Origin of the sequence: Sodalis sp. RH16 (assembly GCF_047324245.1) — a bacterium.
Taxonomy (GTDB): Bacteria; Pseudomonadota; Gammaproteobacteria; order Enterobacterales; family Enterobacteriaceae; genus Acerihabitans; species Acerihabitans ligni.
Genome location: NZ_CP178737.1, coordinates 1,461,841 through 1,485,971, shown reverse-complemented (window position 1 = coordinate 1,485,971; position 24,131 = coordinate 1,461,841). Strand labels below are relative to the sequence as shown.

Below are 24,131 nucleotides of genomic sequence, written 5' to 3'. Positions count from 1 at the left end.
TAACGGACGCGGGTTAGGGCGTTTTTGGAAAAATTCAGATTTTGTATCAACGCGGTTGCAACAAATTTTGATATAGTGGTTTTTTATGGGTATTGAGGGCTGGACTGAATTATGGGCGTCAGAGCGCAACAAAAAGAGCGGACCCGACGTTCTCTTGTCGAAGCGGCGTTCAGCCAATTAAGCGCCGAACGCAGTTTTGCCAGCCTGAGCCTGCGTGAAGTCGCCCGTGAAGCCGGCATCGCGCCAACGTCTTTTTATCGCCATTTTCGCGATGTGGATGAGCTTGGCCTCACCATGGTGGATGAAAGCGGCCTGATGCTGCGTCAACTGATGCGCCAGGCGCGACAGCGCATTGCCAAGGGCGGCAGCGTCATTCGCACCTCGGTCGCCACCTTTATGGAATTTATCGGCAATAATCCCAATGCTTTCCGCCTGTTGCTTCGTGAGCGGTCGGGCACCTCCAGCGCTTTCCGCGCCGCCGTCGCCCGCGAAATCCAGCATTTTATCGCGGAACTTGCCGACTATCTCGAAATCGAAAATCATATGCCGCGCAGCTTTACCGAGGCCCAGGCCGAGGCCATGGTCATCATTGTCTTCAATGCCGGCGCCGAGGCGCTGGATGTGGACATCAAAGAGCGTCGCGAACTGGAAGAGCGCCTGGTATTGCAGCTGCGAATGATTTCAAAGGGGGCCTTTTACTGGTATCGCCGGGAGCAGGAAAAAGCGGCCGCCCTTTCTCTTGATGAAAGCAGGTAGGTGATATGACGAACAAACCCCTCGGAGAAAAAGGAATATTAGTCCTGGCATTGATCGCCGGCTTATCCATCAATGGCGCCTTCGCGGCCATATTCAGTTCCATTGTGCCCTTTTCCATTTTCCCCATTATAACGTTGGTGCTGTCGGTGTACTGCCTGCATCAGCATTACCAGGATCGCGCCATGCCCCAGGGATTTCCTTCTCTGGCCGCGGCGAGTTTCCTACTGGGTCTGTTGCTTTATAGCGCCATTATCCGGGCGGAGTATCCGGCCATCGGTTCCAATTTTGTGCCGGCCATCTTGGCGGTAGTGCTGGTGTTTTGGATCGGACGAAAATTAAAACGGCTAGACCGTTCTGGTGAGGACCAGGATTTTTAATCAGCATTACGCCTTCCATAGCCATTAACTATGCAATTTCAGTTACATATAAACCGGGTAGTGTCTACTAGAAACCATAGAACATATATCAAAGCATTTTCGCATTAATACCTTTTTTATCATTTGTCTTTAACTTAAAGGGAATCCCAGCGCGCGCAGTGCCGCGGCTAATTTATCTCGTCCCGCCATCGCCCTGAGCTCTTTGGTTCGCGCAATCACCCGATTGGTCCAATTACTCACCGACAGTTCATTTCGCCGGCTGAACTCGGCCAGGTCTTGGTCATAGATGTCCAACCGGGCCGGTTCGCCCGCGACATCATACTGATCCCGATGGACCACCACCGATTGGGGTAAGCGCGGTTTAACCTCGGCGGGAACGCTGTGATCGGCATAGCCCACACATAATCCGAACACGCCTACCGCGCCTTCAGGCAAATTTAGTTCAGCCGCCACCCGCTGGGTATCGTTACGTAGCGCGCCGATATAGACGGTGGACAATCCCAGGGATTCGGCCGCCACCACCGCATTCTGCGCTGCCAGCGCCGCGTCAATGGTGGCTACCAGCAGCATTTCCAGGTAATTTAATGCCGCCAGCTGCTGCTGTTTTTGTTCGCCGACGCGGCGCAGCCTTGATAAATCAGCCACCCACACCAGAAATAGCGGGCATTCAATAATGTGTTTCTGTCCGGCGGCAACCGCGGACAAACGTGCTTTAAGCGCAGGATCCGTTACGGCAATCAGCGACCAGGTTTGCAAATTAGATGACGTTGCGGCCGATTGGGCGGCAGCGGCGAGCGTCGTCACCGTATTATCCGGTAATGGTTTGGGTAGATATTTCCGTACCGAGCGATGAGACAGCAAAGCGGCGATGGTTTCGTTCCATGGGCCGCATTCGGGCGGCAATTCAGAGCCGTAGCGCGCTGCCAAAGCGGCATGCTGCTGGTCTTTGGATGTTGACGTTGCCATTAATGTAATTGCTCCGGAAGAGATAATAAGCGATACCTCAATGCATACCTATCTGTTTCAATTGTGTCAATGCAATGATGGAAACAAAATATTTATCTACCGCATCGGCTGCGCAGGCGAAATATATGTTTTCACTGCCGGAAAAATAAAATTGATGGAGGTATGTAATAAGTTAAAACGGATAATTGGTTGTTAGATATTGGTAACGGAGATGGCCGCGAGGAAATTCGGCCGGATGTATTTTAAAATGAATATATAAATTATAACCCGACGCAGGATGAGGGAGATGCTGCTTCACAACTTGAAAGCACAAATATATCTTGTGCAATCAAGCTGTATTCGTTGATATTCGAGAGTACGACTGCGTATCGTCAGTTACATTTAAATAACATTAACCAAATTCAATGACTTTAAATCGAGGCACCAGCGTTTTCATCAATGCCCAGGCAATGAGGTAAGCTAATCCGCAAAACATAAACATAATGCCGTAACCCACGTTGATTTCTCCCAGCGCCTGATAATGATCGAACAGCGCGCCGGCGACCTTGGTAACGGCCACGCCGCCGAATCCGCCCGCCATGCCGCCGATACCAATTACCGAGGCAACGGCTTTGTTAGGAAACATATCAGATACAGTGGTAAATAAATTCGCGGACCATGCTTGATGAGCGGAGGCGGCAATACCAATCAGGATAACCGGCATCCAGAATCCTGCATGACCCAATGGCTGGGCCAGAAGGGCGGACAGCGGGAATATGGCGATAAAGAGCATAGCCCGCATACGGGCAACATAAGGATTAAGGCCTTTTTTCATGAACATGGCGGGAAGCCAGCCGCCGCCGATACTGCCCACCATTGTCATACAATATATCGTCGCGATGGGCAGCATCATTTGCGTACCTGTCATCTTGTATTGCGCGGTCAGATAGGCCGGTAGCCAGAACATAAAGAACCACCATACGCCGTCGGTTAAGAATTTACCGATGGCGAATGCCCAGGTCTGGCGATAGGCCAACAAACTAAACCAGGAAATCTTTTCGTGCTCCTGTTCCCGGTTTTGTTTCGAATCCACATCCTCGGAAATATAGTCGTACTCTGCTTGATTCAATTTTCCTTTGGTAAATAATTTCAACGGCAAATCAAACAATCTTTTCCAAAAGAATAAACAAACAAAGCCAATAACACCTACGATGGCAAACGTTGATTCCCATCCCCATTGGACAGCTAACCACGGAACGACCAAGGGAGCGAGGATGGCGCCTACATTTGCCCCCGAATTGAATATGCCGGTGGCGAAAGAACGCTCTTTCTTGGGAAACCATTCGGCGACGGCTTTAATAGCGCATGGGAAGTTTCCCGATTCTCCCAATCCTAAAACCAGTCGGGCGAACATAAATCCGGCTATCGTTATTGGCACCGATATACTCAACGAGGACAGCATAGCGGAAATCCCACCCCCTATCTGCGCCACAAAGGCATGCAATACCGCGCCAAGGGACCAAATGCCTAACACCCAGGCGTACCCCACCTTGCTTCCGGTAAAATCGACAAACCGTCCGGCAAAGAGCATCCCGATAGCGTAAGTAAATTGAAACACTGCTGCGATATTCGCGTAGTCGCTGTTGCTCCAGCTGAATTCTTTGGCTAGTGCCGGCTCCAACAGGCTCAGCACCTGCCGGTCGAGATAATTTATGGTGGTACCAAAAAACAGCAATGCGCATATTACCCATCGATAGTTTGTCCGAGACATCCTTCACCCCATTGAAAAACAAAACGTCATTTTATTTAATGTGAAAGTATATTTTAAATTTACATGGGATTTTTGATATGAAGCATGTCACATATCGATTAAGGCGGTAAAAATATATTCAGGGCCTGGCAGGGAGGGGCCCAAGAGTTGGGCATAAGAATGGGAAAATTGCCCCCCGACGGAGGCGTTTGCAGTCATGGGGCCAGTGGTGTCGGTAATGGCGGGAAATGATTATTCGCCGATGCGGGAATCGGCAGTGCAGAGCGCCCTGAAACAGGCGCCGCTCATTCAGGCGTTTTTGCCGTCAATAAGACGCCGCATTCCATATGACGGGTGTAAGGGAATTGATCAAACAGCGCCATGCGTATGATGTCGTGAGTTTGAGAAAGGGATTCCAAATTGCGGCACAATGACTCGGGATTGCACGAGATATACAGGATGCGCGGATAACACCGCACCAGCTCCACCGTGGCGTCATCCAACCCGCTGCGCGGCGGATCGACAAAAATAGTTTCGCAGCGGTAACTGGCCAGGTCGATATCTTTCAGCCGGGTAAATTCCCGTACACCCTGCATGGCCTGGGTAAACTCCTCCGCCGACATGCGGATGATATGCACATTGCCGATATGGTTGGCGGCAATATTATACTGTGCCGCTTCCACCGAAGGCTTGGCTATCTCCGTCGCCAGCACCCGCTCAAAGTTACGCGCCAGCGCCAGCGAAAAATTCCCGTTGCCGCAGTACAGCTCCAGCAAGTCTCCCCGGGCGTCTTGGGTTGCCGCCAGCGCCCACTCCAGCATATGGATATTGACGGCGGCATTCGGCTGGGTAAAGCTGTTTTCAATCTGCCGGTAGATGAGTTCCCTTCCCGATACCGGCAATCTTTCATCCGCATAATCCCGGTCCAGGCAAATTTTGGTTTTGGCGGCCCGGCCGATGAGATTTACCGCAAAACCCTGCGCCCGCAATTCATCCCGCAGCGCTGCGGCGGCCTCGCGCCATTCGTCATCCAACGGACGGTGGTATATCAGCGTGATGACCGCTTCACCGCTCATGGTGGTGAGATAATCCAGCTGAAAAAGCTTACGGCGTAAAACCGGCGAAAGGCGCAAGGCCTGGATCATTGCCGTCATCAACCCATTGATTAACTCGCTGCCGGCGGCAAAGAAATCGATGCGGATACGCTCTTTGGTGAGCGGATCAAACATGATGTGGTAGAGGTCCTGCTCTTCATGCCAAATCCTGAATTCGGCTCGCATCCGGTAATGATTTACCGGTGAACGGAATATTTCCGGCTCCGGCGCCCGGTAAGCTGCCATCATCGCTTTTAGTCGGGCGGCTTTTTCAGCCAATTGCGTTTCGTAAGCGTCGATAGGCAACGTCTCGGTAGTCATGATGATTTCTCGTCGATATGGGCCAACTTTATCGGTTTGTGGGGATTGTAGGGGATAAATGGATGATGTCCAATGCTGTTCAATTTATAATTTCTTACCTAATGAGTTCTATAGACATAATTATCCCTTTGATTGTAGGATATTTGCCCGGTCTCTTGTGAGTTAAAAGGGAATCCAGTTCTAAGCTGGAGCTGACGCGCAGCGGTGAGGGGACGTCAGGGCGATAGCGGAAGCAGACACTGTCTTTTCGACGGGAAGTCGTCGCCTGGTGTTAAACACATCCCAAGCCCGAAAACCTGCCGGTATTTCGTCGCAATATCCCTGTTTATCGCGTGCTATCAAACACGGAACCTGCGGCATCCTATTTTATCTATTGGATGCTACGTCAATGTTGACTATCAAAAATACCGTTCTGGCGGCATTGTCCGTTACGACATTCTCCGGGTGGGCGCAGGATAACAACGCTCCAAACGGCAGTAATGACACACTTATTGTTTCGGCAAATCGTTTTCCACAGCCGGTTTCATCAGTGCTTGCGCCCACCAGCGTCGTGACCCGCGAGGATATCGACCGTGGCCAAATCAAATCGGTAGCTGAAGCCTTAAGCCGTTTACCGGGCGTGGATATCGCGCAATACGGCGGACTGGGACAGCAAAGCTCTCTGTTCATTCGCGGCACCAATTCCAGTCACGCCCTGGTGCTCATCGATGGCGTGCGTTTGAATCAGGCTGGGATTTCCGGCTCATCCGATCTTAGCCAAATTCCCATCTCTCTGGTTCAGCGCATCGAATTTATCCGCGGTCCGCGCTCCGCCGTCTACGGCTCGGACGCCATCGGCGGGGTGGTCAATATAATCACCACCCGCGAAAAACCCGGAACCACCCTGAGCGCCGGCATGGGTTCAAAGGGTTACCAAAGTTACGATGGGTCCACTCAGCAGCGGCTGGGGGATAATACCGTGGCCACGGTGGCGGGAAATTACACCTATACCCGCGGATTCGATGTGCAGGCCAATTTGCCCGACCCTTATGGCGATCCGGCGCAGCCCGACCGGGACGGATTCATGAGCAAGACCCTGTTCGCGTCGTTGGATCATACGTTCAATCAACAGTTCAGCGGTTTCGCGCGGGTGTATGGCTACGACAATCGTACCGCTTATGACGGCACCTATGCCTATACCGACCCGGCGCATGAAGATGCGCTGCTCGATACCCGCCAGTTATATAGCCGCACCTATGATACCGGCCTGCGTTTTCAGGAAGGTATATACGCCTCCCAGCTCTCATACAGCTATAGCCATACCAAGGACTATAACTACGATCCCAAATACGGACCCTATTCGGCTTCCGCTACCCTGGACGATTCCGATCAATACAACCTGCAATGGGGCAATACCCTCCACGTCACTCACGGTCTGGTCAGCGCCGGGGTGGATTGGCAGAAACAGACAACCGAACCCGGTACCGACTACCTCACCGATGGCTACGAGCAGCACAACACAGGCATCTATGCCACGACGCAGCAGCTTTTCGGACCGGTGACATTGGAAGGCGCGGTGCGGGGAGATGACAATTCACAATTTGGCTGGCACGGCACCTGGCAAAGCAGCGCCGCCTGGGAGTTTATCGAAGGCTACCGCCTGATCGGCTCTTACGGCACCGCGTACAAGGCGCCGAACCTGGGCCAGCTCTACGGCGCTTATGGCGGTAACGCCAACCTGGATCCCGAAGAGAGCAAACAATGGGAAGGCGGCGTTGAAGGACTGACAGGTCCGGTGGACTGGCGTATTTCGGCTTATCGTAACGATATTGATAATCTCATCGATTACGATACGGCGGATGAACGCTACTACAATATCGGCAAAGCCCGTATCAAAGGGGTGGAATGGACCGCCTCGGTAGATACCGGCCCGCTCCGGCATCAATTAACCCTGGAATATCTCGATCCCCGAGACGCCACCACGGACCAGATCCTGGCCCGCCGGGCCAAGCAGCAGATAAAATACCAGTTGGATTGGCAAGTGGCGTCCATTGACTGGTCTCTTAACTACCATTACCTCGGCCAGCGTTATGACACGGATTATAACACTGAACAGGTGGTGAAGATGGGGGGCGTCAGTTTATGGGACATTGCCGCTTCTTATCCGTTAACGCCACACCTGACGGTTCGTGGTAGAATAGCCAATCTGTTTGATAAAGAGTATGAGACAGCTTATGGCTACCAGACCGCAGGACGAGAATTTTATCTCACGGGAACCTATTCCTTCTGACGGTAGCAAGACAAAACGACCCACCATCCTGATTTTTGATTCAGGGGTGGGTGGTTTATCCATTTATGATGAAGTGCGGGAGTTACTGCCGGATCCGCATTATATCTATGTTTTCGATAATGAAGAGTTCCCCTATGGCGAAAAGCCGGAAGACTTTATTGTCGAGCGAGTGGTCAATATCGTCGCAGCTGTTCAGCAATTGCACGCGCTGGATATGGTGATTGTGGCCTGTAATACCGCCAGCACTATCTCCTTACCCGCTTTACGGGAGCGTTTTGCCTGCCCGATCGTCGGCGTGGTGCCTGCGATCAAGCCTGCCGCCAAACTTACTCGCAATGGCATCGTCGGCTTATTGGCTACCCGCGCCACGGTACACCGTACCTATACCCATGATTTGATCGCCAAGTTTGCCGCCGACTGCCATATCATCACCTTGGGTTCAGCCGAACTGGTTGAATTGGCAGAAGCCAAACTGCATGGTGAAACCATTGCGCTCCCCGTTTTGCAAAAAATTCTGCGGCCCTGGCTGCGGCTAGTCGAGCCGCCCGATACGGTGGTGCTGGGCTGTACCCATTTCCCCTTGTTGGCGGAGGAGCTCAAAGCGGTGTTGCCTGACGGCACCCGGCTGGTGGATTCAGGTTCCGCGATTGCGAAACGCGCGGCCTGGCTTATCGCACATGAAATAACCGGTACCGGCTCTACGAGTGAAAATAAAGCCTATTGTTTAACCATGACGCCGCAATCGATGGAATTGTTGCCGGTTTTGCAGCGTTATGGCTTCTTTTCACTGGAAAAATTGTCTATGACGACGCCGTCTTGAGTAAGAATTAGCCTGTCAGCGAAAAATCTGCAATAAGCGCTTGCCACGCCTCGGGAAGTCCCTATAATGCGCCTCCACTGACCGGGATTAACCGCTGCGACGGACCGGGTCGGGAAGGGAAAAGCGCTTTGTTAAAACAAATAAAAGCTTGACTCTTCAGCGGGAAAACGTAATATACGCAACCCGCGCCAGGTGAGATTTAGACCTCCCCGGCCATGCTCTTTAACAATTTATCAGACAATCTGTGTGGGCACTCACAAGACCGTATCGAAACACAACAATACAAGTCTTAGAGTGTTTACCAGTTAATTCAGTAATGAATGAAACAGTAGATTCTTTGAGCATCAAGCTTTTAATTGAAGAGTTTGATCATGGCTCAGATTGAACGCTGGCGGCAGGCCTAACACATGCAAGTCGAGCGGCAGCGGAAAGTAGCTTGCTACTTTGCCGGCGAGCGGCGGACGGGTGAGTAATGTCTGGGGATCTGCCCGATGGAGGGGGATAACTACTGGAAACGGTAGCTAATACCGCATAACGTCGCAAGACCAAAGTGGGGGACCTTAGGGCCTCACACCATCGGATGAACCCAGATGGGATTAGCTAGTAGGTGGGGTAACGGCTCACCTAGGCGACGATCCCTAGCTGGTCTGAGAGGATGACCAGCCACACTGGAACTGAGACACGGTCCAGACTCCTACGGGAGGCAGCAGTGGGGAATATTGCACAATGGGCGCAAGCCTGATGCAGCCATGCCGCGTGTGTGAAGAAGGCCTTCGGGTTGTAAAGCACTTTCAGCGGGGAGGAAGGGGTTGGATTGAATAGATTCAATCATTGACGTTACCCGCAGAAGAAGCACCGGCTAACTCCGTGCCAGCAGCCGCGGTAATACGGAGGGTGCGAGCGTTAATCGGAATTACTGGGCGTAAAGCGTACGCAGGCGGTTTGTTAAGTCAGATGTGAAATCCCCGAGCTTAACTCGGGAACTGCATTTGAAACTGGCAGGCTAGAGTCTCGTAGAGGGGGGTAGAATTCCAGGTGTAGCGGTGAAATGCGTAGAGATCTGGAGGAATACCGGTGGCGAAGGCGGCCCCCTGGACGAAGACTGACGCTCAGGTACGAAAGCGTGGGGAGCAAACAGGATTAGATACCCTGGTAGTCCACGCTGTAAACGATGTCGATTTGAAGGTTGTGGCCTTGAGCCGTGGCTTTCGGAGCTAACGCGTTAAATCGACCGCCTGGGGAGTACGGCCGCAAGGTTAAAACTCAAATGAATTGACGGGGGCCCGCACAAGCGGTGGAGCATGTGGTTTAATTCGATGCAACGCGAAGAACCTTACCTACTCTTGACATCCAGAGAAGACTTCAGAGATGAGGTTGTGCCTTCGGGAGCTCTGAGACAGGTGCTGCATGGCTGTCGTCAGCTCGTGTTGTGAAATGTTGGGTTAAGTCCCGCAACGAGCGCAACCCTTATCCTTTGTTGCCAGCGAGTAATGTCGGGAACTCAAAGGAGACTGCCGGTGACAAACCGGAGGAAGGTGGGGATGACGTCAAGTCATCATGGCCCTTACGAGTAGGGCTACACACGTGCTACAATGGCGCATACAAAGAGAAGCGAACTCGCGAGGGTAAGCGGACCTCACAAAGTGCGTCGTAGTCCGGATTGGAGTCTGCAACTCGACTCCATGAAGTCGGAATCGCTAGTAATCGTGGATCAGAATGCCACGGTGAATACGTTCCCGGGCCTTGTACACACCGCCCGTCACACCATGGGAGTGGGTTGCAAAAGAAGTAGGTAGCTTAACCTTCGGGAGGGCGCTTACCACTTTGTGATTCATGACTGGGGTGAAGTCGTAACAAGGTAACCGTAGGGGAACCTGCGGTTGGATCACCTCCTTACCGAAAGATGCGCGTCGAGTGACGTGTCCACACAGATTGTCTGATAACAGTATTGAGCAAGAAAAACCTTCTATAGGCTTGTAGCTCAGGTGGTTAGAGCGCACCCCTGATAAGGGTGAGGTCGGTGGTTCGAGTCCACTCAGGCCTACCATTCCTTCCCATGCTGCGTTGCGGCGCCACTCGTTTATTATTATAAACTTCGTGACCCCACGCCTTGCCTGGAAACGAATGGGCTATCGTGTTGCTTTCCTTTTTAACGACGTTGCTTTGTATTCTTCATTGATGCACAGCGATATTCGCGTGAAAAAGAATTGATACGATACTAAAAGGTTAGAAACGACTTGGGGCTATAGCTCAGCTGGGAGAGCACCTGCTTTGCACGCAGGGGGTCAGCGGTTCGATCCCGCTTAGCTCCACCATTTCGCGCCGCGAAATGAGAGATTGTCTGGTTTTTCTTTAATTATTTCAGAGCACACTGATATGGCGGCACCTGCGGGTGAACGCGTGTTGAGTATGCTGCGAAATACTGCTCTTTAACAATCCGGAACAAGCTGAAAATTTGAAAAAACATGCTGAGCAAAATCAGTATGCGAGTCTCTCAAAGCAAGCAAACCTAAGACATCTTAGGGTTGTGAGGTTAAGTGACTAAGCGTACACGGTGGATGCCTAGGCAGTCAGAGGCGATGAAGGACGTGCTAATCTGCGAAAAGCGTCGGTAAGCTGATATGAAGCGTTATTAGCCGGCGATGTCCGAATGGGGAAACCCAGTGCAATTCGTTGCACTATCATTGCGTGAATCCATAGCGCAATGAGGCGAACCGGGGGAACTGAAACATCTCAGTACCCCGAGGAAAAGAAATCAACCGAGATTCCCCCAGTAGCGGCGAGCGAACGGGGAACAGCCCAGAACCACCATCAGCTTTTGCATCAGGAGAACGGTCTGGAAAGTCCGGCGACAGAGGGTGATAGCCCCGTATCCGAAGGTGCAGGAGTTGTGGGTTCGATGAGTAGGGCGGGACACGTGATATCCTGTCTGAAGATGGGGGGACCATCCTCCAAGGCTAAATACTCCTGACTGACCGATAGTGAACCAGTACCGTGAGGGAAAGGCGAAAAGAACCCCGGCGAGGGGAGTGAAACAGAACCTGAAACCGTGTACGTACAAGCAGTGGGAGCCTTGAGAAATCGGGGTGACTGCGTACCTTTTGTATAATGGGTCAGCGACTTATATTCTGTAGCAAGGTTAACCGAATAGGGGAGCCGTAGGGAAACCGAGTCTTAACTGGGCGTGTAGTTGCAGGGTATAGACCCGAAACCCGGTGATCTAGCCATGGGCAGGTTGAAGGTTGGGTAACACTAACTGGAGGACCGAACCGACTAATGTTGAAAAATTAGCGGATGACTTGTGGCTGGGGGTGAAAGGCCAATCAAACCGGGAGATAGCTGGTTCTCCCCGAAAGCTATTTAGGTAGCGCCTCGTGAATTCATCTTCGGGGGTAGAGCACTGTTTCGGCTAGGGGTCCACCCCGGATTACCAACCCGATGCAAACTGCGAATACCGAAGAATGTTATCACGGGAGACACACGGCGGGTGCTAACGTCCGTCGTGAAGAGGGAAACAACCCAGACCGCCGGCTAAGGTCCCAAAGTCATGGTTAAGTGGGAAACGATGTGGGAAGGCATAGACAGCCAGGATGTTGGCTTAGAAGCAGCCATCATTTAAAGAAAGCGTAATAGCTCACTGGTCGAGTCGGCCTGCGCGGAAGATGTAACGGGGCTAAACCATGCACCGAAGCCGCGGCAGCGATACCTTCGGGTATTGTTGGGTAGGGGAGCGTTCTGTAAGCCTGAGAAGGTGGCCTGTGAGGGTTGCTGGAGGTATCAGAAGTGCGAATGCTGACATAAGTAACGATAAAGCGGGTGAAAAGCCCGCTCGCCGGAAGACCAAGGGTTCCTGTTCAACGTTAATCGGAGCAGGGTGAGTCGACCCCTAAGGCGAGGCCGAAAGGCGTAGTCGATGGGAAACAGGTTAATATTCCTGTACTGGGTGTGACTGCGAAGGGGGGACGGAGAAAGCTAGACCGGCCGGGCGACGGTTGTCCCGGTTCAAGCGTGCAGGTGGAGAGGACAGGAAAATCCGTTCTCTTGTAACACTGAGGCGTGATGACGAGCCACTACGGTGGTGAAGGGGTTGATGCTACGCTTCCAGGAAAAGCCTCTAAGCACCAGGTCACATCGAATCGTACCCCAAACCGACACAGGTGGTCAGGTAGAGAATACCGAGGCGCTTGAGAGAACTCGGGTGAAGGAACTAGGCAAAATGGTGCCGTAACTTCGGGAGAAGGCACGCTGGCATTAGGTGGAGGAACTTGCTTCCCGAGCCGAAGCCAGTCGCAGATACCAGCTGGCTGCAACTGTTTATTAAAAACACAGCACTGTGCAAACACGAAAGTGGACGTATACGGTGTGACGCCTGCCCGGTGCCGGAAGGTTAATTGATGGGGTTATCCGTAAGGAGAAGCTCTTGATCGAAGCCCCGGTAAACGGCGGCCGTAACTATAACGGTCCTAAGGTAGCGAAATTCCTTGTCGGGTAAGTTCCGACCTGCACGAATGGCGTAATGATGGCCAGGCTGTCTCCACCCGAGACTCAGTGAAATTGAACTCGCTGTGAAGATGCAGTGTACCCGCGGCAAGACGGAAAGACCCCGTGAACCTTTACTATAGCTTGACACTGAACATTGAGCCTTGATGTGTAGGATAGGTGGGAGGCTTTGAAGTAGGGACGCCAGTCCTTATGGAGCCAACCTTGAAATACCACCCTTTAATGTTTGATGTTCTAACTCCGGCCCGTAATCCGGGTCGAGGACAGTGTCTGGTGGGTAGTTTGACTGGGGCGGTCTCCTCCTAAAGAGTAACGGAGGAGCACGAAGGTTAGCTAATCACGGTCGGACATCGTGAGGTTAGTGCAAAGGCATAAGCTAGCTTGACTGCGAGAGTGACGGCTCGAGCAGGTGCGAAAGCAGGTCTTAGTGATCCGGTGGTTCTGAATGGAAGGGCCATCGCTCAACGGATAAAAGGTACTCCGGGGATAACAGGCTGATACCGCCCAAGAGTTCATATCGACGGCGGTGTTTGGCACCTCGATGTCGGCTCATCACATCCTGGGGCTGAAGTAGGTCCCAAGGGTATGGCTGTTCGCCATTTAAAGTGGTACGCGAGCTGGGTTTAGAACGTCGTGAGACAGTTCGGTCCCTATCTGCCGTGGGCGTTGGAAGATTGAGAGGGGCTGCTCCTAGTACGAGAGGACCGGAGTGGACGCACCACTGGTGTTCGGGTTGTCATGCCAATGGCATTGCCCGGTAGCTACGTGCGGAAGAGATAACCGCTGAAAGCATCTAAGCGGGAAACTTGCCTCGAGATGAGTCTTCCCTGTGGCTTTAAGCCGCCTGAAGGGACGTTAAAGACGATGACGTTGATAGGTCGGGTGTGTAAGCGCAGCGATGCGTTGAGCTAACCGATACTAATGACCCGTGAGACTTAACCTTACAACACCTAAGGTGTTTGGGCTGTGAGAGCGTTGTCCGCAAGGGCGATGAGAGAATTTTCAGCGAAGTTCCGGATAAAGGCCAATGGTCATCAGTAAAAGATGACGGTTGGATAACGAATTTGCCTGGCGGCACTAGCGCGGTGGTCCCACCTGACCCCATGCCGAACTCAGTAGTGAAACGCCGTAGCGCCGATGGTAGTGTGGGGTCTCCCCATGCGAGAGTAGGGAACTGCCAGGCATCCAATTGAACGAAGCCCTCTGTGAAAACAGAGGGCTTTTTTCTGCTTGCTAAACCAGGCAGTTCATCTCACTTAATCTCGCAAAGATAAATAAAAGAAATCCTTACCAAAAATGATATATTATTTATAAAGTTGATTTAGCCTGCCTATCTTCTTCAAAGAAGTATCAAATAGACGATATTTGCAATCGCCATTAGTTTAGTTTCTGTTTATATAAATGCGCAAATAACTCTCTAACGAGGCTAGGTTAATTATGAACATAATTAAAAATGTAAGCTCATCAACTAAAATGGGTATTAGTCAGTCAGAAAAAACAGAGGCTAAAAAGCCGGCGGAAGGTTACAAAAGGATATTTGAAAAATGTATCTCCGTAAAGAATAATGCCATCGCCTATCTGACGCATGCCAAAACATGCTATGCAAGATCCATAAAGCACCTGATTTCATCTATAAAATTAGTGCGAAGCGACAAACGCCGCAGCGGCGCTTCGCTCCAGTCAGAAGATGACGGAATTGTTTTGCAATCATGTAAATCGATTTTGGATGCTCACGAACAATTTGAAAATGATATGGAGGAACAGCTTGCAAAATTGAAGGAAAATTTTCAAAAAGAAATAACAGACGACACATATAAAAATCAACTTATTGACGCAATATTCGCGGCAATGTATCGAGACGTAAAAGCCTCGTTCGGAATATATTATTTTCAAAATAAGCCAGAAGTGCTTGGCGAAAACGAATCGTCCCTTCCCAGAGAATATCTGAAAACCATGGGACAAACCGCCTATGACTGGGGAGTGGCATGCAACGAAAAAGAAGGCCTCTATTTTCCTAAAGGCGCAGGGGCCAATCCTTTGTTGAACAGTGTGCTAAGTATATTGCAAAAAAATAATCCCATTGCGACAAAAGATCAAAAAAATATTGAAAGAATTAACCGTGAAATTAACGTCATGGTTGACGCCTATTGTACCGATAATGGTTTGAAAAGCCCTGTTGCTTTTGAATCAGCATTGATAGACATTAATAAAAATTGGCAACTGTATATTAATAAAGATAATTCCACCGAGGCATAGCGGCTCTGGTAAAGCTAAGGATTGCGCGGTTCGGCTTGCTATTGGCCTTGCCTTTTCATACCCATTGAGCGGGGTCAGGATAAATGTCTCTCACCCGAGGCGGGAGGAATCGGGTAGAATAAAAGCATGAATGATTGATATGGGTTAAACAATGATGACGCACGCGGTGCCGGTAAAACACCTGAATACCTTTGGCATAGACGCTACCGCGAGAGAAATTGTGGCAGCCGGTTCTGAGATGGATCTGCTGGCGCGTTGGCAGGAAGCCCAGGAAAAATCGTTGCCCTTTCTGTTGCTCGGGGGGGGAAGCAACGTTTTGTTCCTGGAGGATTTCGCCGGAATGCTGCTGCTTAACCGTATCATGGGAATCAACGTCACTGAGGATGAAAAGTTCTGGCATATCCACGCGGGGGCAGGCGAAGACTGGCATGGGCTGGTATCGTTTACGCTGGATCGCGGCATGGCCGGGCTGGAAAATCTGGCGATGATTCCCGGGCGTACGGGATCGGCGCCGATTCAGAATATCGGCGCTTATGGCGTCGAAGTGGAGAGTGTCTGCGAATATGTCGATCTGCTCGAGCTCAACAGCGGCGTTAAAAAACGTCTCTCTGCCGCCGAATGCTGCTTTGGCTATCGGGACAGCATATTCAAACGTGATTATCGCGACGGCTACGCTATTGTAGCGGTTGGCTTTATTCTCAGCAAAAGCTGGCATCCGGTGCTTACTTATGGCGAGTTGACCTGTCTGGACAGTGAACGCGTGACGCCGCGCGAGATATTCGATACGGTGTGCGCCATGCGACGGGCGAAACTACCCGATCCCGCCATAGTGGGTAATGCCGGCAGTTTTTTTAAAAATCCGTTGGTCAGTGCCGATGCTGCCCGAAATCTGCTGCGCAAGTATCCCGATGCTCCCCATTATCCCCAGTCCTCAGGGGAAGTGAAGCTCGCCGCGGGCTGGCTCATCGATCAATGTGCTATGAAAGGTTTCCGATATGGGGCTGCGGCGGTGCATGAAAAACAAGCCTTGGTACTCATTAACAGGGGCCAGGCTACCGGCGGGGATATTGCGGTTCTGGCCAGGCATGTACGGCGGCAGGTAGCAGAAAAATTCAAGGTTTTGCTCGAACCCGAGGTAAGGTTTATTGCCGCACAGGGCGAAGTGGATGCGGTAGAGGTACTGTCATGAAAGACATTACTGTTCCCTTGAAATTGGTGAGTCTGCTTGCGGACGGCGATTTCCATTCCGGCGAGCAATTCGGGGAAACCCTGGGGATGAGCCGGGCGGCTATCAACAAGCATATACAGACTCTGCGCGAATGGGGGGTGGATGTTTTTACCGTTCCCGGCAAAGGATATCGTTTGCATGGGCCATTGCAGTTGCTTGACGAGAAGATAATACTTTCCCATCTGCCCGAAGGGCGGGTTGCGGTATTGCCCGTTATTGATTCCACCAATCAATATTTAATGGACAGGATTGCAACACTCAGCTCCGGAGATGCATGTGTCGCCGAGTATCAGGGACAAGGACGAGGGCGTCGAGGTCGGCACTGGTTCTCCCCGTTCGGCGCCAATCTTTACCTGTCGCTATACTGGCGCCTCGAACAAGGGCCTGCCGCCGCCATCGGTTTAAGCCTGGTCATCGGCATAATCATGGCGGAAGTACTCCAGCGCCTCGGCGCACAGGATGTGCGGGTAAAATGGCCAAACGATTTATATCTGCACGATCGCAAGCTGGCCGGAATACTCGTAGAGATAAGCGGTAAAGCAGGTGATGCGGCCCATGTGGTTATTGGCGCGGGTATTAATTTATCCATGCGCGAACCGGTAAATGCTGTAATCGACCAGGGATGGATTAACCTGCAGGAAGCCGGTATTAAAATTGATCGCAATGACTTGGCCGCAAGTTTGATCAAAGAATTAAGGCAGGCAATGCCGGTATTTGAGCGTGACGGATTTGCTGCCTTTCATCAACGCTGGCAGGTGCTGGATAACTATTACAACCGGCCAGTGAAACTCCTGATCGGCGATCGTGAAATAAAGGGAATTGCCCATGGTATCGACATGCAAGGGGCCTTGTTGCTGGAGCAGGATAATACAGTCAAAGCTTATTTGGGGGGGGAGATCTCATTGCGCGGGCTTTAAATATAAGATTTCAACTTGCCTGGCAGTACAGAATGCTAACGCTATTGTAATAAATAAAAAATACGCTTTATGACTCTCAAAACCCGACCTGAGACTTATACTCAGGCCGGACAGTGCTGAACTATTGGAGAAATTATTTTCTCAAAAGAATATTCTCTACCGCATGATTGGCGCTTTTGGTCAGGATTAGACTGGCGCGCTCACGGGTAGGGAGAATATTTTCCTTCAAATTCAGTCCGTTGATCTCCGTCCATATTTGCGTTGCAATGTGTACGGCTTCTTCCTCCGACAGTTTTGCATAATTATGGAAATAGGAATCCGGATTTGAAAAAGCACCTTGACGGAATTTAAGAAAGCGGTTGATATACCAGCTCTTTAATAGTTTTTCCGGCGCATCTACATACAACGAGAAATCGACAAAATCGGATACGAACACATGGTGTGAGGCATGCTGGTAATCCATGCCGCTTTGCAGCACATTTAGTCCTTCCAGAATAAGGATATCGGGTTGCGAGATGACTTTCCTGTCTTCCGGGATAATATCATAGATCAAATGGGAGTAGACTGGCGCGCTGACTTCCTTAGCACCTGATTTTACCTCGGAAACAAAGTTGACCAGGCTGCGCATATCATAGGATTGAGGAAATCCTTTCTTTTTCATTATATCCCGTTCTTTTAGAACGCGATTGGGAAAAAGAAAGCCATCGGTGGTAACCAGTTCCACTGAACGGTGTTCCGGCCAACGGCTCAGTAACGCCTGAAGTACGCGTGCAGTAGTGCTTTTGCCTACAGCCACGCTGCCGGCAATACCTATGACATACGGAATATGCTGGCCGTTGGTGCCAAGAAACTGTTCCAAGACTGCCTGGCGCCGCAGGTTTGAACTGATATAAAAATTCAGTAAACGCGAAAGGGGAAGATAAATTTCCGTCACTTCATCCAGTGAGAGATCCTCATTTATTCCCTTGAGCTTGATAATCTCTTCTTCAGTTAACGTTAAGGGCACGGTATCCCGCAACGCGGCCCATTGCTTCCGATTGAACTGGAGATAGGGGGTGGTAAGTGATTGATCACGATTTATCATAAGCTTAGCCAGCCTGTTAAGCAGGTCCAACCGGGGCAGCCGAGCCCACCCGGGACGAAAACAAGCTGCATAGTATAGACAGCTTCATTAGCATCGTAGAGTGTTTTTTCTGCTTAGAGTATTGAATTGTGAAAGCGGCAGGCAACCGCAAAGGCCGGAATGGAAAAAATATCAGGCTTTGCGGTCTAGTTATGCTTTAGCTGGCGAGGGCTCGAATTTGCTGATTGGCCGCAAACAGGCGCTTATAATAAATGACGGTAGGGTGGTAATAGCCGTCGGGAGTACAGGCATAATCAGGTATTTCTCCCAAACTACGATATCCCATGGCGCGATAAAATGCTTCCGCCGGTGAACCAGCCTGCGTATCCAAATAAAGCAAACCACGCTGTAGTCCATAGGCGGTGCGTTCCAGGGCGGTAATCAGTGATTTCCCGATACCCTGCCGACGGCCTTCGCTATGGACTAATAATTTTTGTATTTCCGAGCGATTTTGTCCATTGGGTTTTTGGCAAAGCGCTAATTGAATACTACCGACAATGCCCCGTTCATCACGAGCAATCCAAAGCAATAACTCATTCTTTGCGATTGCGGGGGTCAGTTCGCGAATATGATTTTCCGCGTCTTCCTGAGCCAGGGGATGTTTATATCCCACCGAGGCGCCATGGAGGACTGCATCCATCAGTAAACCGGCGAGTTCGCTGCGGTAAACGGGAAGTGTAGACGCATTGAGTTGCACTATTTTCATGATGTCATCCTCTTGTCGCTGATAACAGGTATATTCACGCAATAGTCATGCCAATATTTTGATAAAACCATTTTCACCGATCTGATTGATTAGCATCTGGATTTTTTCCCCGGACAAATACTCATCACATGGCCGACGAGTAAGATGCGCCTTTAAGGGGCAGGTTTACCTTTTTAGTGCAGTGATGGCGATCACGCTTTTGACAATTGTACCTTCAGGGGATATGTTAACGACCTCGGCACCGTACGGCTTTGGATATCATGCCTAAGGGTCCGGTGGCCATGGCAAAAGCCGTCATAAAATTGTCTTAAAACTCCTTGGCGTTTTGTCTTCGGGACTGAAAACCAACCAACTTTGTGAATCCTTTTACAGATTTGGGCATTTTCTGAGCGAAAATTCGATTTACGCAATTTTTTTGTTGCATAGGTCGTCGGCTCTACCTAGAATGCGCTGCACTTAATGCCGGCATAGCTCAGTTGGTAGAGCAACTGACTTGTAATCAGTAGGTCGAGGGTTCGACTCCTTCTGCCGGCACCAAAAAAAATTCAGGTGGGGTTCCCGAGCGGCCAAAGGGAGCAGACTGTAAATCTGCCGTCACTGACTTCGAAGGTTCGAATCCTTCCCCCACCACCAGATTCGCCGCGGGCAACCAAGGCAATCCCTGATGCAAAGTTACATTGCGCACCAGGGGGAAGGTTGAGAACCTTCGACAAGGTTCGAGTCGAGCAACGCGAGACAACGTCGCTTGCGACGGCCCGAAGGGTGAGGAACGAAGTGACGAATAATCCTTCCCCCACCACCAGATTCGCCGCGGGCAACCAAGGCAATCCCTGATGCAAAGTTACATTGCGCACCGGGGGGAAGGTGAAAACCTTCAACAAGGTTCGGAACCACTGGACCTTTCAACAATCTACAGGAATATCAGGTAGCCGAGTTCCAAGTTGCGGGCATCGTATAATGGCTATTACCTCAGCCTTCCAAGCTGATGACGTGGGTTCGATTCCCACTGCCCGCTCCAATGTGCTGATATAGCTCAGTTGGTAGAGCGCACCCTTGGTAAGGGTGAGGTCGGCAGTTCGAATCTGCCTATCAGCACCACTTTCAGTCTCCCTCCTGATTCACTTTCTGTTAGAAAATAAATTTATCAGGTGTTTGCCTGGTTGATGTGGTGATACCACCGATTTATTCGTGTCTTAGAGGGACAATCGATGTCTAAAGAAAAGTTTCAACGTACAAAACCACACGTTAACGTCGGTACTATCGGCCACGTTGACCATGGTAAAACGACCCTGACCGCCGCCATCACCACCGTATTGGCTAAAGCCTACGGCGGCAGCGCCCGCGCCTTCGATCAGATCGACAACGCGCCGGAAGAAAAGGCCCGTGGTATCACCATCAACACCTCTCACGTTGAATACGATACCCCGTCCCGCCACTACGCGCACGTTGACTGCCCCGGGCATGCCGACTACGTGAAAAACATGATCACCGGTGCAGCCCAGATGGACGGCGCGATCCTGGTGGTAGCGGCAACCGACGGCCCGATGCCGCAGACCCGCGAGCACATCCTACTGGCTCGCCAGGTTGGCGTGCCTTACATCATCGTCTTCATGAACAAATGCGACATGGTGGATGACGAAGAGCTGCTGGAACTGGTTGAAATGGAAGTACGCGAACTGCTGTCGCAGTACGATTTCCCGGGCGACGACACGCCGGTAATCCGCGGTTCCGCCCTGAAAGCGCTGGAAGGCGACGAAGCCTGGACCTCCAAGATCCTGGAACTGGCCGAAGCGCTGGACACCTACATCCCGGAACCGGTTCGCGCCATTGACAAGCCGTTCCTGCTGCCGATCGAAGACGTATTCTCCATCTCCGGCCGCGGCACCGTGGTAACCGGTCGTGTGGAACGCGGCGTGGTGAAAGTAGGTGAAGAAGTTGAAATCGTCGGCATCAAACCGACCGTGAAAACCACCTGCACCGGCGTTGAAATGTTCCGTAAACTGCTGGATGAAGGCCGTGCCGGTGAAAACGTGGGCGTGCTGCTGCGCGGTACCAAACGTGATGAAGTTGAACGCGGCCAGGTACTGGCTAAACCGGGTACTATCCATCCGCATACCCAGTTCGAATCAGAAGTCTATATTCTGAGCAAAGATGAAGGCGGCCGCCATACGCCGTTCTTCAAAGGCTACCGTCCTCAGTTCTACTTCCGTACCACTGACGTGACCGGAACCATCGAACTGCCGGAAGGCGTGGAAATGGTGATGCCTGGCGACAACATCAAGATGGTTGTAAACCTGATTGCCCCTATCGCCATGGACGACGGCTTGCGTTTCGCTATTCGCGAAGGCGGCCGTACCGTTGGCGCCGGCGTGGTAGCCAAGGTTATCGCTTAAGACTTCCGTATAAGTCTTGAAAGATATCGAATAACATTTGACGTAGCGCGCAGTAAAAGGGCATCATTTGATGCCTTTTTTCTACGCTGTGACAGAGAACCTATCTCATCAGCGATTTTACGTCATAATCATTGGTGAGATGGGCTCTTCATCAGCGGCGTGAAACTTCGGAGTTTTGTTGCTAATCCAGGGCAATCTTCGCTTGGTAGCCTCGCCCTCTGCGGGGCTTAGTTGTTTGTATGAATCCTACGTGACAGGTTTTTTTATGAGTGCGAATACCGAAGCTCAAGGAAGCGGGCGCAGCCTGGAAGTGTTAAAGTGGGTAGCGGTGGCTATACTACTGGTGGTTGCGATCGTCGGTAATTATTATTATCGTGATTTTAGCTTACCCCTGCGAGCGCTGGCTGTCGTGCTGATTATCGCTATTGCGGGTGGTGTTGCCTTAATGACGGTGAAAGGTAAATCGACCGTTGCGTTTGCGCGAGAAGCGCGTACAGAAGTACGTAAAGTGATTTGGCCGACCCGCCAGGAAACGTTACATACCACGTTAATCGTCGCCGCGGTGACTGCCGTGATGTCACTGATCCTGTGGGGACTGGATGGTATTCTGGTCCGTCTGGTATCGTTTATTACTGGCCTGAGGTTCTAAGATGTCCGAAGCTCCTAAGAAACGTTGGTACGTCGTTCAGGCGTTTTCCGGTTTTGAAGGTCGCGTGGCGCAATCCCTACGCGAATATATTAAATTGCATGATATGGAAGAACTGTTTGGCGAAGTCATGGTGCCGACGGAAGAAGTCGTTGAGATTCGCGGCGGTCAGCGCCGCAAGAGCGAGCGTAAATTCTTCCCGGGTTATGTACTGGTTCAAATGGTCATGAATGACGCCAGTTGGCATCTGGTGCGCAGCGTGCCGCGCGTGATGGGCTTTATCGGCGGCACCTCGGATCGTCCCGCCCCTATCAGCGACAAAGAAGTCGACGCGATCATGAATCGCCTCCAGCAGGTGGGTGATAAACCGCGGCCGAAAACCTTGTTTGAGCCGGGTGAGCTGGTGCGGGTCAATGACGGCCCGTTTGCGGATTTCAACGGCGTGGTGGAAGAAGTGGATTACGAAAAAAGCCGCTTGAAAGTCTCGGTGTCGATATTCGGTCGCGCCACACCGGTTGAGCTTGACTTCGGCCAGGTTGAGAAAGGCTGATAACGTCCAGGCGCAAATCACATACAACTTGCCTTAGGTGCGGAATTGAACTAGAATTTCGCGCCTTTCGTTTTTTATGTACCCTCGGTATTTCTGCCCTCGGTACAGAAAAAAAATTATCAATGGGGAGCCTTGACCGGCGCTATCACCCGCTAGAGGAAATTTAAATGGCCAAGAAAGTACAAGCCTATGTGAAACTGCAGGTTGCTGCAGGCATGGCTAACCCGAGTCCGCCGGTTGGTCCGGCACTGGGCCAGCAGGGCGTTAACATCATGGAATTCTGTAAAGCGTTCAATGCCAAAACAGAAGGCGTTGAAAAAGGCCTGCCGATTCCGGTTGTTATCACCGTCTATTCTGACCGTTCTTTCACCTTCGTTACCAAAACCCCGCCGGCAGCCGTGTTGCTGAAGAAAGCCGCTGGCGTTAAATCCGGTTCTGGTAAGCCGAATAAAGAAAAAGTCGGTAAAGTGACGCACGCCCAGATCCGCGAAATCGCGGAAACCAAAGCGGCGGATATGACGGGTGCCGATGTGGAAGCGATGTCTCGCTCCATCGAAGGTACTGCTCGTTCCATGGGCCTGGTAGTGGAGGATTAAGAAATGGCTAAACTGACCAAGCGCATGCGTGTTATCCGCGACAAAATTGATTCCACCAAGCAGTACGAAATCAATGAAGCCGTTGCTTTGCTGAAAGAGCTCGCCACCGCCAAGTTTGTCGAAAGCATTGATGTTGCAGTAAACCTGGGCATCGACGCGCGTAAATCCGATCAGAACGTCCGTGGCGCCACGGTGCTGCCGCACGGTACCGGCCGTACTGTTCGCGTTGCCGTGTTTACCCAGGGCCCCAATGCCGAAGCTGCCAAAGCAGCAGGCGCCGACCTGGTGGGCATGGACGACCTGGCCGATCAGATCAAGAAAGGCGAGTTCAACTTTGATGTTGTTATCGCCTCCCCTGACGCCATGCGCGTTGTGGGTCAATTAGGCCAGATCCTCGGGCCGCGCGGCCTGATGCCTAACCCGAAGGTGGGTACCGTGACCCCGAACGTCGCTGAAGCGGTTAAAAACGCTAAAGCCGGCCAGGTGCGTTATCGCAACGACAAAAACGGCATTATCCACACCACTATCGGTAAAGTTGACTTTGATACCGATAAATTGAGAGAAAACCTGGAAGCCCTGCTGGTTGCGCTGAAAAAAGCCAAACCGACTCAGGCTAAAGGTATTTATATCAAGAAAATCAGTCTTTCCACCACCATGGGTGCTGGCGTGGCTGTGGATCAAAGCGGTTTGGCAACGGTTACTGCTTAATTGCCTCTTTACCCGGGCGCAAGATTCGTCTAGAATCGAACGCCCGTTGTTTCATCAATGGCTGATTTACGCCAGGATGGAATAAAGAATTTTCGGTTGGAGCTTGGCCTATCCAAGCCTCCGTCCAAGACCGCAGGTGTGTTTATACCCTTTAAAGATGACGGGTAAACACTTAA

Annotated in this window: 17 protein-coding genes, 6 tRNA genes, 3 rRNA genes, 1 other RNA gene and 1 riboswitch; of the genes, 22 read left to right on the top strand and 5 right to left on the bottom strand. The window is 51.3% G+C overall.

Annotated features, from left to right (window positions below; all coding sequences use genetic code 11):
* Positions 1–111 precede the first annotated feature (111 nt).
* Both fabR and ACL2XJ_RS06740 read left to right on the top strand, forming a co-directional pair.
* Complete coding sequence (gene fabR / locus ACL2XJ_RS06745) at positions 112–756, top strand: HTH-type transcriptional repressor FabR (RefSeq protein WP_132924406.1); 645 nt, start codon at positions 112–114, stop codon at positions 754–756.
* 5 nt (positions 757–761) lie between these two features.
* The gene (locus ACL2XJ_RS06740; protein ID WP_132924408.1) at positions 762–1,133 is read left to right on the top strand and encodes a YijD family membrane protein; all 372 of its coding nucleotides are present in this window, start codon (positions 762–764) and stop codon (positions 1,131–1,133) included.
* Positions 1,134–1,262: 129 nt separating this feature from the next.
* On the opposite strand, the gene ACL2XJ_RS06735 is transcribed toward ACL2XJ_RS06740, so the two are convergent.
* From ACL2XJ_RS06735 to trmA, 3 genes are all read right to left on the bottom strand, one after another.
* Positions 1,263–2,099, bottom strand: a complete 837-nt coding sequence (locus ACL2XJ_RS06735; RefSeq protein ID WP_413726036.1) for an NADPH-dependent oxidoreductase — start codon at positions 2,097–2,099, stop codon at positions 1,263–1,265.
* Between the two features lie 391 nt (positions 2,100–2,490).
* Positions 2,491–3,849, bottom strand: coding sequence for an MFS transporter (locus tag ACL2XJ_RS06730; protein ID WP_132924412.1), 1,359 nt, complete (start codon positions 3,847–3,849; stop codon positions 2,491–2,493).
* A gap of 284 nt (positions 3,850–4,133) precedes the next feature.
* Complete coding sequence (trmA, locus tag ACL2XJ_RS06725) at positions 4,134–5,243, bottom strand: tRNA (uridine(54)-C5)-methyltransferase TrmA (protein WP_413726035.1); 1,110 nt, start codon at positions 5,241–5,243, stop codon at positions 4,134–4,136.
* Between the two features lie 131 nt (positions 5,244–5,374).
* Positions 5,375–5,562, top strand: a riboswitch (cobalamin riboswitch).
* Between the two features lie 69 nt (positions 5,563–5,631).
* On the opposite strand from trmA, the gene btuB reads away from it, so the two are divergent.
* The 10 genes from btuB (at position 5,632) to birA (ending at position 17,233) form a co-directional block, all read left to right on the top strand.
* Positions 5,632–7,512, top strand: a complete 1,881-nt coding sequence (btuB, locus tag ACL2XJ_RS06720; protein ID WP_413726034.1) for a TonB-dependent vitamin B12 receptor BtuB — start codon at positions 5,632–5,634, stop codon at positions 7,510–7,512.
* Positions 7,457–8,332 (top strand): glutamate racemase, encoded by an 876-nt coding sequence (gene murI, locus ACL2XJ_RS06715; protein WP_132924418.1) that lies wholly within the window; start codon positions 7,457–7,459, stop codon positions 8,330–8,332. Before btuB ends, murI begins: the two co-directional genes overlap by 56 nt.
* 353 nt (positions 8,333–8,685) lie before the next feature.
* Positions 8,686–10,228, top strand: a 16S ribosomal RNA gene (locus ACL2XJ_RS06710).
* A 74-nt stretch (positions 10,229–10,302) separates the two neighbouring features.
* A tRNA-Ile gene (locus ACL2XJ_RS06705) sits at positions 10,303–10,379 on the top strand.
* 192 nt (positions 10,380–10,571) lie between these two features.
* Positions 10,572–10,647, top strand: a tRNA-Ala gene (locus ACL2XJ_RS06700).
* Between the two features lie 216 nt (positions 10,648–10,863).
* Positions 10,864–13,775: ribosomal RNA gene (locus tag ACL2XJ_RS06695) — 23S ribosomal RNA — on the top strand.
* Positions 13,776–13,899: 124 nt separating this feature from the next.
* Positions 13,900–14,015 (top strand): 5S ribosomal RNA (gene rrf / locus ACL2XJ_RS06690).
* Together the 16S, 23S and 5S rRNA genes with 2 tRNA genes alongside form the textbook arrangement of a ribosomal RNA operon.
* Before the next feature lie 254 nt (positions 14,016–14,269).
* On the top strand, positions 14,270–15,088 hold the full coding sequence (locus ACL2XJ_RS06685; protein ID WP_413726033.1) for a hypothetical protein: 819 nt from the start codon (positions 14,270–14,272) through the stop codon (positions 15,086–15,088).
* Between the two features lie 151 nt (positions 15,089–15,239).
* Complete coding sequence (gene murB / locus ACL2XJ_RS06680) at positions 15,240–16,277, top strand: UDP-N-acetylmuramate dehydrogenase (RefSeq protein ID WP_413726032.1); 1,038 nt, start codon at positions 15,240–15,242, stop codon at positions 16,275–16,277.
* Positions 16,274–17,233 carry a bifunctional biotin--[acetyl-CoA-carboxylase] ligase/biotin operon repressor BirA gene (birA, locus tag ACL2XJ_RS06675; protein ID WP_132924424.1) on the top strand — a complete coding sequence of 320 codons (960 nt, stop codon included), beginning with the start codon at positions 16,274–16,276 and terminating at the stop codon, positions 17,231–17,233. The genes murB and birA overlap by 4 nt, the downstream gene beginning before the upstream one ends.
* A 133-nt stretch (positions 17,234–17,366) precedes the next feature.
* Here birA and coaA read toward each other — a convergent pair whose 3' ends face one another.
* The gene (gene coaA / locus ACL2XJ_RS06670; protein ID WP_132924425.1) at positions 17,367–18,317 is read right to left on the bottom strand and encodes a type I pantothenate kinase; all 951 of its coding nucleotides are present in this window, start codon (positions 18,315–18,317) and stop codon (positions 17,367–17,369) included.
* 196 nt (positions 18,318–18,513) lie between these two features.
* Positions 18,514–19,062, bottom strand: coding sequence for a GNAT family N-acetyltransferase (locus ACL2XJ_RS06665; RefSeq protein WP_132924427.1), 549 nt, complete (start codon positions 19,060–19,062; stop codon positions 18,514–18,516).
* A 461-nt stretch (positions 19,063–19,523) separates the two neighbouring features.
* Between ACL2XJ_RS06665 and ACL2XJ_RS06660 the strand changes: the two genes are divergently transcribed.
* From ACL2XJ_RS06660 to rplA, 10 genes are all read left to right on the top strand, one after another.
* A tRNA-Thr gene (locus ACL2XJ_RS06660) sits at positions 19,524–19,599 on the top strand.
* 11 nt (positions 19,600–19,610) lie between these two features.
* A tRNA-Tyr gene (locus ACL2XJ_RS06655) sits at positions 19,611–19,695 on the top strand.
* A 42-nt stretch (positions 19,696–19,737) separates the two neighbouring features.
* A non-coding RNA gene (locus ACL2XJ_RS06650) (RtT sRNA) lies at positions 19,738–19,864 on the top strand.
* A 141-nt stretch (positions 19,865–20,005) separates the two neighbouring features.
* Positions 20,006–20,080 (top strand) — tRNA-Gly (locus ACL2XJ_RS06645).
* Positions 20,081–20,084: 4 nt separating this feature from the next.
* Positions 20,085–20,160: transfer RNA gene (locus tag ACL2XJ_RS06640), tRNA-Thr, on the top strand.
* Between the two features lie 110 nt (positions 20,161–20,270).
* Positions 20,271–21,455 carry an elongation factor Tu gene (gene tuf, locus ACL2XJ_RS06635; protein ID WP_132923667.1) on the top strand — a complete coding sequence of 395 codons (1,185 nt, stop codon included), beginning with the start codon at positions 20,271–20,273 and terminating at the stop codon, positions 21,453–21,455.
* Positions 21,456–21,720: 265 nt separating this feature from the next.
* Positions 21,721–22,104 carry a preprotein translocase subunit SecE gene (secE, locus tag ACL2XJ_RS06630; protein WP_132924429.1) on the top strand — a complete coding sequence of 128 codons (384 nt, stop codon included), beginning with the start codon at positions 21,721–21,723 and terminating at the stop codon, positions 22,102–22,104.
* 1 nt (position 22,105) lies between these two features.
* A complete protein-coding gene (gene nusG / locus ACL2XJ_RS06625) occupies positions 22,106–22,651 on the top strand; it encodes a transcription termination/antitermination protein NusG (RefSeq protein ID WP_132924431.1) in 546 nt (181 codons plus the stop codon).
* 167 nt (positions 22,652–22,818) lie between these two features.
* Positions 22,819–23,247 (top strand): 50S ribosomal protein L11, encoded by a 429-nt coding sequence (gene rplK, locus ACL2XJ_RS06620; protein WP_132924433.1) that lies wholly within the window; start codon positions 22,819–22,821, stop codon positions 23,245–23,247.
* Positions 23,248–23,250: 3 nt separating this feature from the next.
* The gene (gene rplA / locus ACL2XJ_RS06615) at positions 23,251–23,955 is read left to right on the top strand and encodes a 50S ribosomal protein L1 (protein ID WP_132924434.1); all 705 of its coding nucleotides are present in this window, start codon (positions 23,251–23,253) and stop codon (positions 23,953–23,955) included.
* Positions 23,956–24,131: the final 176 nt, after the last annotated feature.